Origin of the sequence: Flavobacterium sp. (assembly GCF_050696275.1) — a bacterium.
In the GTDB taxonomy this organism is placed as follows: domain Bacteria; phylum Bacteroidota; class Bacteroidia; order Flavobacteriales; family Flavobacteriaceae; genus Flavobacterium.
This window is the reverse complement of record NZ_JBOGUT010000007.1, coordinates 1-11,744: the sequence shown is the minus strand read 5'-3', so window position 1 is coordinate 11,744 and position 11,744 is coordinate 1. Positions and strand designations below refer to the sequence as shown.

General features: G+C 37.8%; 12 protein-coding genes. 4 read left to right on the top strand and 8 right to left on the bottom strand.

The features are described from left to right. Positions 1-14: 14 nt before the first annotated feature. Positions 15-569: a DNA-3-methyladenine glycosylase I gene (locus ACRDEC_RS05485; RefSeq protein ID WP_431497326.1), complete on the bottom strand. Its 555-nt coding sequence runs from the start codon at positions 567-569 to the stop codon at positions 15-17. A gap of 91 nt (positions 570-660) precedes the next feature. Between ACRDEC_RS05485 and ACRDEC_RS05480 the strand changes: the two genes are divergently transcribed. Continuing rightward, the gene (locus ACRDEC_RS05480) at positions 661-1,299 is read left to right on the top strand and encodes a thioredoxin family protein (RefSeq protein WP_431497325.1); all 639 of its coding nucleotides are present in this window, start codon (positions 661-663) and stop codon (positions 1,297-1,299) included. On the opposite strand, the gene truB is transcribed toward ACRDEC_RS05480, so the two are convergent. From truB to ACRDEC_RS05460, 4 genes are read right to left on the bottom strand one after another with little or no spacing between them, the layout of a single operon-like run. After that, positions 1,244-1,954, bottom strand: a complete 711-nt coding sequence (gene truB, locus ACRDEC_RS05475) for a tRNA pseudouridine(55) synthase TruB (protein WP_431497324.1) — start codon at positions 1,952-1,954, stop codon at positions 1,244-1,246. The two genes, ACRDEC_RS05480 and truB, sit on opposite strands and share 56 nt — an antisense overlap. A gap of 5 nt (positions 1,955-1,959) precedes the next feature. Further along, entirely contained in the window at positions 1,960-2,769 is an 810-nt protein-coding gene (locus ACRDEC_RS05470; protein WP_431497323.1) for an undecaprenyl-diphosphate phosphatase, read from the bottom strand. A gap of 3 nt (positions 2,770-2,772) precedes the next feature. Further along, the gene (locus ACRDEC_RS05465) at positions 2,773-3,009 is read right to left on the bottom strand and encodes a DUF3098 domain-containing protein (RefSeq protein WP_431497322.1); all 237 of its coding nucleotides are present in this window, start codon (positions 3,007-3,009) and stop codon (positions 2,773-2,775) included. A 36-nt stretch (positions 3,010-3,045) separates the two neighbouring features. Continuing rightward, complete coding sequence (locus ACRDEC_RS05460; protein ID WP_431497321.1) at positions 3,046-3,921, bottom strand: cell division protein FtsX; 876 nt, start codon at positions 3,919-3,921, stop codon at positions 3,046-3,048. A gap of 163 nt (positions 3,922-4,084) precedes the next feature. On the opposite strand from ACRDEC_RS05460, the gene leuS reads away from it, so the two are divergent. After that, the gene (gene leuS, locus ACRDEC_RS05455) at positions 4,085-6,913 is read left to right on the top strand and encodes a leucine--tRNA ligase (RefSeq protein ID WP_431497320.1); all 2,829 of its coding nucleotides are present in this window, start codon (positions 4,085-4,087) and stop codon (positions 6,911-6,913) included. A gap of 201 nt (positions 6,914-7,114) precedes the next feature. Here the strand turns inward: leuS and ACRDEC_RS05450 are convergent, their stop codons facing one another. Further along, complete coding sequence (locus ACRDEC_RS05450) at positions 7,115-8,869, bottom strand: hydrogenase maturation protein (RefSeq protein WP_431497319.1); 1,755 nt, start codon at positions 8,867-8,869, stop codon at positions 7,115-7,117. 412 nt (positions 8,870-9,281) lie between these two features. On the opposite strand from ACRDEC_RS05450, the gene ACRDEC_RS05445 reads away from it, so the two are divergent. Continuing rightward, the gene (locus ACRDEC_RS05445) at positions 9,282-9,959 is read left to right on the top strand and encodes a zinc metallopeptidase (RefSeq protein ID WP_431497318.1); all 678 of its coding nucleotides are present in this window, start codon (positions 9,282-9,284) and stop codon (positions 9,957-9,959) included. Between the two features lie 61 nt (positions 9,960-10,020). Here the strand turns inward: ACRDEC_RS05445 and ACRDEC_RS05440 are convergent, their stop codons facing one another. Further along, a complete protein-coding gene (locus ACRDEC_RS05440) occupies positions 10,021-10,308 on the bottom strand; it encodes a hypothetical protein (protein WP_431497317.1) in 288 nt (95 codons plus the stop codon). A gap of 8 nt (positions 10,309-10,316) precedes the next feature. Continuing rightward, the gene (locus ACRDEC_RS05435; protein WP_431497316.1) at positions 10,317-10,787 is read right to left on the bottom strand and encodes an Lrp/AsnC family transcriptional regulator; all 471 of its coding nucleotides are present in this window, start codon (positions 10,785-10,787) and stop codon (positions 10,317-10,319) included. Positions 10,788-10,944: 157 nt separating this feature from the next. Here ACRDEC_RS05435 and ACRDEC_RS05430 point away from each other — a divergent pair, with 157 nt between their 5' ends. Beyond that, positions 10,945-11,556 carry a tRNA (guanine-N1)-methyltransferase gene (locus ACRDEC_RS05430; protein WP_431497315.1) on the top strand — a complete coding sequence of 204 codons (612 nt, stop codon included), beginning with the start codon at positions 10,945-10,947 and terminating at the stop codon, positions 11,554-11,556. Positions 11,557-11,744: the final 188 nt, after the last annotated feature.

Genomic DNA, 11,744 nt, shown 5'->3' with positions numbered 1-11,744 from the left:
GATAGTAAAAGGATTTATTGTCTCGTCCAGCAATCCTGAATATGGTCGTTTATCATTCCGGTAGCCTGCATGTGGGCATACACTACGGTTGAACCTACGAATTTGAACCCGCGCTTTTTCAAATCTTTGCTTAAAGCATCTGAAATACCAGTTGTTGCCTGTACCTCTTTAAGGTTTTTTGGGTTGTTGTCAATCGGTTTTCCGTCAACAAATCCCCAAATGTATTTAGAGAAGGTGCCAAATTCCTTTTGGACTTCTAAAAAAGCAATCGCGTTGGTGACCGCAGCTTTAATTTTTAATCCATTGCGGATAATTCCTTCGTTTTGCTTCAATTCTTCCATTTTTCCTTCGGAATATTGAGCGATTTTATGGTAATCGAACTGATCAAAAGCATTTTTGAAATTTTCTCTTTTGGCTAAAACAGTATACCAGCTCAATCCTGCCTGGAAAGTCTCTAAAGTCAGGAACTCGAAAATCTTCTGGTCTTCGTATACGGGAACGCCCCATTCCTCATCATGGTATTTCCGGTATAAGTCGTCTTTTTCGCACCAGGCACATCTGATTTTCATTTTTTTGAGTATTGATTTGCAGTCAAATTTAAGTAAGAATTTTAAAAAGAACATAGATTAAAATGTAATTTTGTGTTTTAATATGAGTGAGATGAAAACGACTACAACTATAACCGGTAGTTTTTTAGAAAGCATTACCTATACAGAATACAGGAAAAAAGTAACCAAATTGCTTATACACGGAAAATCCTCAGGGAATGAGCAATCAGAGGAGTTATTAAAATACAGCAAGCTGAATGAAACGAGAATGAATCGGCTTGATAAGACAATTCATGTTGGTAAATCAAATGAACAGGCATTAAATGCACTTCATAATAATTATTATTGGCTGGTTTTAGCCGAAGGCTGGTGTGGAGATGCAGCGCAATTACTGCCCGTTTTTAATAAATTAGCCAATGCAACTCATAAGATTAAGCTTAAGATCTTGTTCCGTGACGAAAACGAAGCCCTGATGAACCTGTTTTTAACCAACGGTAGCAGATCTATCCCAAAATTAATAGTGATCGAAAAAGAAACAATGCAAATAAAAGGAACCTGGGGACCAAGACCTGAAGGAGCCACAAATCTCATTAAGAGCTACAAACAGCAATATGGAGTAGTGGATGAAACCGCTAAAACCGAATTGCAATTATGGTATTTGCATGATAAAGGATTAAGCACGCAAAAAGAATTGATTACTTTGATGCAGCATTTGGAGCAATTGAGTCCTCAAACAAAGCAGCATCTATAGTATTCTTAACATCGTATTCCCCAATCTTAGTTCGACGCAATGCGGTTAAATGTGCTCCGGAACTCAACGCTAAACCAAAATCAAATGCTAAAGAACGAATGTAAGTCCCTTTGCTGCAAACAACCCTAAAATCAATCTCAGGCAGTTCGATTCGGGTGATTTCAAATTCGTAAATAGTTGTTTTTCTTGAAGCTATTTCTACTTCTTCACCAGCACGCGCGTGTTCGTACAAACGTTTTCCGTCTTTTTTAATAGCAGAAAATACAGGCGGTTTCTGGTCTATCTCACCCAAAAATTGCCCAACAGTTTCATGAATCAATTCCGGGGTAATATGCTCGGTTGGGAAAACAGCATCGATTTCAGTTTCCAGATCGTAAGAAGGTGTAGTAGAACCTACATTAATCGTTCCGGTATATTCCTTAGCTTGTCCTTGAATTTCGGAAATAATCTTAGTAAATTTCCCTGTACACACAATCAATAAACCGGTAGCCAAAGGATCTAAAGTCCCCGCATGGCCGATTTTAAATTTTTTAGGAAGACCGAGTTTGTTTATCAGTGCGTATTTCAATTTGTTTACTGCTTGAAACGAACTCCATTTTAAGGGTTTATCAATGAGTAAAATTTGTCCGTTTAAGTAATCTTCAGGAGTAAGCAAAGTATTTATTTTAAGTAAATGAAGTAAATCAGCAGAAAAGAACCTACAATAATCCGATACCATCCCCAAGGTCTGAAACCGTATTGTTTGATGATTCCGATGAAAAATTTTATAGCTAAAACTGCAACAATAAAAGCAACAACATTCCCAATAAAGAACATTTTGATGTTTTCATTCGATTTCAAAATCAGTTCATAGCCTTTCAGTTGTGAAGCTTCGTAGGTTTTTAAAAACACAGAATAGCACGTTACCGCAAGCATTGTTGGTACTGCCAAAAAGAAGGAGAACTCTGCCGCCGCCTGTCTGGACAATCCCTGTTGCATGCCGCCAATGATAGAAGCTGCTGAGCGGCTGGTTCCCGGCATCATGGCCAGGCATTGCCAAAAACCTATTGTCACTGCTTTCTTTAGAGTGATATCTTCTTCTTTTACAATCGTTGGATTTTGAAAAAACCGATCAATAAACAACAACACGATGCCACCAAGAATTAAAACAATCGCAATTGGGATAGGGTTTCCAAGAACAGCTTCAATTTTGTCGTCAAACAATTTTCCTAAAATCAAAGCAGGAATTACTGCACAGGCCAATTTGATGAAAAAGCTGATTTTGGTGAAATTGAAAAACTTCTTCCAATACAAAAAAACCACAGCCAAAATAGCTCCAAATTGAATGGAAACCTGAAATAATTTAACAAAATCATCGTTTTGGATTCCAAAATAAGAGCTGGCGAAAATCATGTGACCTGTTGAAGAAACAGGTAAATATTCGGTTAAACCTTCAATTATCGCAATGATAATAGCTTGAAGAATATCCATGTATTATTTTTTAGGATTTTTCAAAATGGAATAAATCGTAACTCCGAAACCAATCAAAACCACAGTAGGAGCTAATCGAATTCTTCTGAAATTAAAAATCTCGTCGTTAAAAACGTTAGGATTATCGCTTCCGCCGCCTGACATCAGGATAAACCCGACAGCAATGACAGCAATACCTATCAAAAGGATTTTATAATTTACTGCTTCAAAAAGAAATCCTTGTTGGTCTTTATTTTCCATTTGTATGTTTTTTTGTTACCCAGGATGTTGGGGAAATTAGTAAAGATCGTCTGTTCTTAAATTTAAAAAGCGTTGTGTAGCAAAATAGGTACTTAACCAGGTAATCAAGACCCCTGCGCCAAAAACACCTGCTAAAATAGCCGTAATAGTAAGTTTATCATTTAAAATCCCTAAAGTAGGATAGGAAGAATCCACATAAAATAACACGCCCAATAAAGAAATCACAGCTAATCCGGCTCCAATCATGCCTAGTCTCACACTTCTCCAGATAAAAGGTTTTCTGATAAAGGCTTTGGTAGCTCCCACCATTTGCATCGTTTTAATGATAAAACGGTTGGCATAAATAGACAAACGCATCGAGCTGTTGATTAGCAATACGGCGATCACAGCAAGGAATCCGCTAATAACCAGAATCCAGAAGCTGACTTCTTTAATGTTGTCGTTAACCAGGCTGACCATTTTTTTATCGTAACCCACGTCAACAATCATTGGGTTTTCGCGTAATTTTCTTTCAATTTTTGCCACACTGTCCGCTACCACATAATTTGCTCTTAAGTGGATGTCGTAAGAATTAAAAAGAGGGTTGGTGCCTAAAAACTGCATAAAATCTTCTCCAATATCAGCACTATGTGTTTTGGCTGCTTCTTCTTTGGAAACGTATTTATAGCTTTTAGCATATTTTGCCATTTTCAGTTCTTCGGCAAACTTGGTCATTGTCGAGTCCTGGGCTTCGTTTTTAAAGAAAACCGTCATCGCAATTCCCTCTTTAAAATCGTCAGCCAATTTTTTGGAATTTACAATAAAAAGACCCAATATCCCCAGTAAAAATAATACCAGAAATACACTCACCACCACCGAAAAATAAGACGTAATTAGTCTGCGTTTTTGAAACTTATCAAAAGAAGAACTCATAGGAACAAAATTATTGGGTAAAAATAACAAAGAATTTCTTTATTTAAAGTTAATAACGTCCAAAGTTTCCTGTTTCTTATAATAAATGTAAATTTGCCGCTTATTATTTATTGTGATAAAGTCTTGTAGCTTTGTCACTTTGCAATTTTGAACCATTAAGATAATGAAGTACAATCCAAACGAAATCGAAAAAAACTGGCGAAAATATTGGGCAGAGAACCAAACTTTTGCAGCCGAAGACAATGCAACAAAACCCAAATACTATGTTTTGGATATGTTTCCGTATCCTTCAGGAGCCGGTTTACATGTGGGGCATCCATTGGGATACATTGCTTCCGATATTGTAGCGCGTTACAAAAGACATCAGGGTTTTAATGTCCTGCATCCGCAAGGATACGATTCTTTCGGTTTGCCAGCGGAACAATATGCGATTCAAACTGGACAGCATCCCGAAAAAACGACAAAAGAAAATATTGCCCGTTACCGCGAGCAATTGGACAAAATAGGTTTTTCATTCGATTGGAATCGCGAAGTACGTACTTCAAACGCCGATTATTACAAACATACACAGTGGATTTTTATCCAATTGTTCAATTCCTGGTACAATAAAACATCTGATAAAGCAGAAGATATTACTTCTTTGGTTTCTATTTTCGCTACGGAAGGAAATGCCAATGTCAACGCGGTCTGCGATGATAACATTGTTCCTTTTTCAGCATCGGAATGGAATTCCTTTACTTCAGAACAACAACAGAAAATACTTTTGCAATACCGTTTGACTTATTTGGCCGAAACCGAAGTCAACTGGTGTCCTGCTTTAGGAACTGTTTTAGCAAATGATGAAATCGTAAATGGTGTTTCAGAACGAGGAGGTCATCCGGTAATCCGTAAAAAGATGACACAGTGGAGCATGCGAATTTCTGCTTATGCGGAACGTTTGCTTCAGGGTCTGGAAACTATCGACTGGAGCGAAAGTATTAAAGAATCGCAACGCAATTGGATCGGAAAATCGGTTGGAGCTTCTGTGACTTTCAACCTGAAAGAGCATAACGAAACCATCGAAGTTTTCACCACACGTCCTGATACGATTTTCGGAGTAACCTTTATGACGTTGGCGCCGGAACACGATTTGGTGGCTAAAATCACTACTTCGGAACAAAAACAAGCAGTAGAGAATTACATCGAAGCCACCGCTAAACGTTCGGAAAGAGAGCGTATGGCAGATGTTAAAACGATTTCAGGAGTATTCACCGGTGCGTATGCCGAACATCCGTTTACCAAAGAACCTATTCCGGTTTGGATTGGTGATTACGTTTTAGCAGGATACGGGACGGGTGCTGTAATGGCGGTGCCTTGCGGTGATGAAAGAGATTATGCCTTTGCTAATTTTTTCAAAGGGCAAAAAGGCATGCAGGACATCAAAAATATATTTGAAGGGGTTGATATTTCTGAAAAAGCTTTTGACGATAAAAACACGACTATTATAGCCAATTCCGATTTTCTGAATGGTTTGAATTACAAAGAAGCGACTAAAAAAATCATTACCGAACTGGAAGCCATCAGACAAGGGAAAGGCAAAACGAATTACCGTTTGCGCGATGCAGTTTTCTCCCGACAAAGGTATTGGGGCGAACCGTTTCCGGTATATTACGTAAACGGCATGCCGCAAATGATTGAGGCGAAACATTTGCCAATCGTTCTTCCTGAGGTAGAGAAATATTTGCCAACCGAAGATGGGCAGCCGCCTTTAGGCAACGCCACGAATTGGGCTTGGGATACCGGAAAAAACAATGTGGTCAGCAACGATCTCATCGATAATGTGACGGTGTTTTCTTTGGAATTGAATACGATGCCGGGCTGGGCGGGTAGTTCCTGGTATTGGATGCGTTATATGGATGCACACAACACCACCGAATTTGCTTCAGCCGATGCCTTAAAATACTGGGAAAATGTCGATTTATACATTGGAGGAAGCGAGCACGCGACAGGCCATTTATTATATTCTCGTTTTTGGAACAAATTCCTGAAAGACAGAGGCTATGCGCCAACGGAAGAGCCGTTTAAAAAACTGATTAATCAGGGAATGATTTTGGGGATGAGTGCCATTGTGTATAGAGTTTCGGGAACTAAAAAATATGTTTCTAAAAATCTTAAATCAGAATATGAGGTCGAAGAAATTAGGGTTGATGTGAATTTTGTCAACGCTTCAGATGAAATAGATTTAGATAAATTAAAAAACTGGATTCCCGAGTTTAAAGAAGCAGAATTTATTTTAGAGAATGGCAAATACGTTGTTGGACGTGAGGTAGAAAAAATGTCTAAAAGATGGTACAACGTTGTCAACCCAGACGATATCTGTAACGAATACGGTGCCGATACCCTGCGTTTGTATGAAATGTTTCTCGGGCCATTAGAACAAGCCAAACCTTGGAATACGGCCGGAATTACCGGAGTTTTCGGATTTCTTAAAAAATTATGGCGTTTGTATTTTGATGATAATGGTTTGATTGTGACGAACAACGAACCGTCAAAAGACAGCTTGAAAACAGTACACAAAACCATTAAAAAAGTAGCAGAGGATATCGAGAATTTTTCTTTTAATACCTCTGTTTCTCAGTTCATGATTTGTGTTAATGAGCTTTCTGCACAAAACTGCCACGAAAGAGCGATTCTGGAACCATTGGCTATTATTCTTTCGCCGTACGCCCCTCATATCGCTGAAGAATTATGGCAGCAATTGGGTCACGGAGAATCCATTTCAAAAGTACCTTTCCCTGTTTTCGATGCGCAGCATTTAGTGGAAAGCGATAAGGAATACCCGGTTTCGTTCAACGGAAAAACACGTTTTACGATTAATCTTCCATTAAACCTGACTCCGGCGCAAATTGAGGAAATCGTGATGAAAGACGAAAGAACCATTACACAATTGAATGGCAACGCACCTAAAAAAGTGATTATCGTGCCTGGAAAGATTATCAATTTAGTGGGATAAAAATAAATTCCAAAAAACAAAAGGCAAATTCCAAATAAGTTTCAAATCTCAAATTACAGCAATTGTCATTTGAGATTTGTTATTTAGTGCTTTCCCGCTCGTGAATACGCTCTTGATTATGAAAATAAAATAATTTAGATTGCGTTCACAAGCAGGATTATTAAATCTTATTTGCTTCGCAGAGATTGTTATATAAATCCATTAGGAAGCTTTAATAACTTCCTTAGGCTCTTTTGGGTAAGTATATTTTTTCACTAACTCTTCAGGGACAAGCTCCATGCTGCTTACTTTATGAACAAAGAAATAACGCGCAAAGTGATAGGCCCTATCCTCTCCATAGAAGTTCTCAAACATCTTAGCCAATTCCTCTTGACGATAAAAATGCAATGGTTTTATATCTTCATCAATCTTTCTTTTGTGCTTTTTAGCGGCCAGTATTTTTTGATAATCATAATCAGAGGAAAGCGCGATTTTTTCTGCCTCTTGTCTTATTCTTTCACAAAAATCAGCCCCATCTTCACCAAAATAATTGTCAATTAATCCGATGGCTATCGCTTCCTGGGTAGAAATCGGCATGCATTCATCCATAAGTTGTGTTGCTTTTGCTTTTCCTATTCTTTGAGGCAGAAGATATGTCCAATACTCCGAACCGTATAATCCACCCATTTTTTTATAGTGAGGATTCAAGATGATGCCCTTTCTTGCGAAGACTTTATCCGCAGCCAAAGCCATAATAACGCCTCCAGCTCCCGCATTGCCTTGCATTGCGGAAATAATGACTTTTGAGGTGGCATTAATCACTTCCTTTACAAAATCATTAATAGCATTTATATTTTTCCAGGATTCATTTGCAGGACTTTCAGCATGTTCAATTGTATTTAGATGAATGCCATTTGACCAAATGTTGTTTCCGCCCATTAAAACAAGCACTTTTGTTGTTGATCTGTTTACGGCCTCATTAAAAGCATCCAGTAATCGATAACATTGATGGGTGCTCATGGCTCCATTATAGAAATCAAAATGCAGATAGCCAACCTTATTTTTCTCTGTATAGCTTATTTCCCTGAAAGTAGCTTTTCCATCATTATCATTATTAAGGGTTAAAGGAGCAGAGACCGGAACATTGTCAAGTAAAAAAGGGCTAAGCGCCATTGCTGCTTCAATTTTATACGAAGCATTTTTAGGCTTTAGATGCGTGAGCCAGACGGCGCCATCGCCAGTAGCTATACAAATGGCATTGTGACGCTGAGCAATAATCTTTCCGGGTGTGTGACCTTTATGTACTTCCTCCAGATGAGCGCCATACACATAATACGCTTCGTTTTCAATTATAGTCAGGACGCCGGGACTGCTATCGGCGGCTTTTATTTTTCTTATTATGTTTTCAGAATCATCATTCCAATCAAATGCTCTGTCTTCTTGTTTGATGACATCGTGAAGTTTTCCTTTGATTTCAACATTGCTATAATCCAGAGGGGTTGGCTTGAAATTTTTAGTTTCGAATTTTTTAACTGCTTCAAGTATACATTCAATGGCTGCCTGAGTAACCTCATGACGATAAATATTACTTTTTGTAATTGTTGATAAGTTCCTGATTTTAAATGAACGGTACGCCCAAATATCGCCTCCATCCATTTCTTCGTTGGCTTGCAATAATGTTACTCCCCATTCCTTTTCATTGTTCATAATGGCCCAATCCAGCGAATACGCGCCTCGGTCGCCTCTAATGCCAGGATGGACAATTAAACAAATATGATTTTTCCAGAGGACTTCCGGGATAGCCTTTTTAAGAAAGGGCGCAATGATGAGCTGCGGCTGAAAATTTTGAACCGCTGCAATAATGGATTCCTCATTGATAAGTTGATGAATATGGATTTCATGACCTAAAAGCTTAAGCTCTGCAAAGGCTCTCTGACACAATCCATTAAATGAACTTACAGCAAAAAATATTTTCATCTTTCACGGTGAAATTTAGAGTTTGTGTGAAGATAGGTTTTATTGTTCAATAATAAAAAAAAATTGTAAGAAAAAAGCTCTTTTTATACAAAATAATACTTGTTTAAACAAAGGGGAATGTTTATGGTTTTCAGTAACTTGTCTGGAAAGTCTTGTGAGATGTCCGATGGAGGCAGACCGATTATAATGTCATTAAGCTAGGATTCGTCAGTTTGTCCCGACGTTTCGGGAATCCAGACAAAGAAGAAAACATGTTTTAAGCAATAGATTAAAAAGAAGGGGTATTGTCTTTTTATAATGAGAAGCAATGCAAGGATGGCGGAAAAAATGCCAATCTGTCATTTTTAAAAAATGGCGCATAAATTGATGGATATTTTATAACTTTAAACTGTCAAATTTTAAAACAAAGAATATGGGAATGAGTTATTTGGTGCTGGCTGGGGCAATTATGCTGGCAAGCTGGTTAGTGAGTTCAAGACTAAAAAGCAAATTTGAACATTATTCCAAATTGCAATTGCAAAACGGAATGTCCGGAAGGGAAATCGCCGAAAAAATGTTGGCCGATAACGGCATTCGTGACGTTCAGGTAATTTCAACACCAGGACAATTAACAGATCATTACAATCCAGTAAATAAAACGGTCAATTTAAGCGAAGCCGTATACAACCAACGGAATGCAGCAGCAGCAGTGGCAGCACATGAATGTGGTCACGCGGTACAGCATGCAGTTGGTTACGAATGGTTGAATATGCGTTCTAAATTGGTGCCGGTTGTTAATGTGGCATCTACCTACATGCAATGGATTTTGTTAGCAGGTATCCTTACCATAAGAGTATTTCCGGGCCTATTGCTGGTAGGAATCGTGATTTTTGCGGCAACTACGCTATTTTCTATTATTACACTTCCGGTAGAATATGATGCAAGTAATCGTGCTTTGGCTTGGCTGGAAAATAAGCATATGCTGAATCAGGCGGAACAGGCTGGGGCCAAAGATGCACTTAAATGGGCGGCAAGAACGTATGTAGTGGCTGCTTTGGGGTCCATCGCGACACTATTGTATTATGTTTCGATTTATATGAACCGAAGGTAAGTTTACAACTTAAAAATAATGAATCCGTTTCGAAAGAGGCGGATTTTTTTTAACCCTATATTCATCCGAATACATCGAATCTTAAATAAAGAACGGTAATTACCCATATAAAAATATGGATCCAAAGGCATTTTAAGTATGATTCGTCCGTATTGAAGTATTTGTACGCCTGAATAATAAAATAGAGTACTGAAATTGGAATTAGCAGTACAAAGAGGAAAAAATCTAAACCGGGCCCATGTACGCTACTGCTTCCAGGTATGATGTCTCCAATAAAATAAACCATTGTGAAAGCAAAAGTGTAATACAATAGCAGTAAAGTTTCCTTTTTTGAGAAGTATTTTGTCATGAGATTTGTTATAATTGTATCTGTCTTTCGATCTGCTGGTCTAATGAAATAAAGGTTTCTGTTCTCGAAACACCTTCAATGACCTGAATTTTAGTATTCAGCAAGTTCATCAGGTGTTCATTGTCACGACAAATGATTTTTATCAGAATTGACCAGTTTCCTGTGGTGTAATGACATTCTAAAACTTCTGGAATTTTTTTCAATTCCCGAACTGCTTCCGGATTCCCCGCTGCTTTATCTAAATAAATTCCTACAAAAGCCATGGTGCTGTATCCTAAAACTTTGTTGTTAACAATAAATTTTGACCCCGAAATTACCTTGGCATCTTCCAGCTTTCGCAATCGTTGATGTATTGCTGCGCCTGAGATTCCGATCTTATTTGCAATTTGAAGAATCGGTTTTCGAGCATCTTCCATCAGATAACGTAAAATTTCTTTATCGATGCCGTCAATTTCAATTTGTAACTGATTTATTTTCATTTAGAAATAATTTGAAAGATAAATATACAATTTTCTTTCAAACTTAAACAATAACTGCAAATTAATAGGAAAAAACATAAATTTTGATTATACAATAAATTCATTAGCTTAGCGTTTCATTATCAACCTACTATGTTTAACTCTCAAATCGTTACAAATGAAAATCAATGCAATTCGAAGATTGCAGACAGCCCTGTTTCTGCTGTTTGCTGTTGCTTCTTTCGCACAGGAAGCTTCGTTTAACCAAAACACTATCAGAAGTCAGTTCGACTATATTCTCGACAAATCAGAAAATTATAGGGATCTGAAAATAGTTAAAACCAAATGGCTTGTCAGTCTAAAAGAAAACATGGCCAGTTCCTATGCCACTGTTCAGAGCCAACTGTTTGATTCCAGAAATACTGTCAATCAGCAAAAAGCGGAAATAGTACAGTTACAGGCGAAACTGAAAGAAAGCAATGCCTCTCTTTCAGCGTATACAAACGTTGGTCCTACCGTTACTTTTCTGGGCATTCGGTTTAATCAACATGTTTTTGCCACGATTTTCACTATTATTTTTTTAGGATCTCTACTGTCTTTTGTCTTTTTTTCCATCCGATTCAAAAAAGCGAATGCGATTACACAACATTCCAAAAGTATTTTATCGGAACTGGAGGATGAATACCAGGAGTACAAGAGAAGAGCAATTGAACGCGAACAAAAAGTAAGCCGTCAATTACAGGACGAAATCAATAAGCAAAAGCAGTTTGACCAAATGAAAGTTTCTTAAAATAAAAAAGCCCTGTCTCTCAGTGCACTGCCCCCAAAAAGTTAGACACTATTTGGGGGTGTTTTTATGGAAAGAAAAGTCAAGTATAATTTTGCATTAAAGCTTGAATGTGTAAAATTAGTTGTTGAACAACATCATTCATGCGAAGTTGTTTCAAAACAGAAAGGCATTCATGAAACGATTATTCG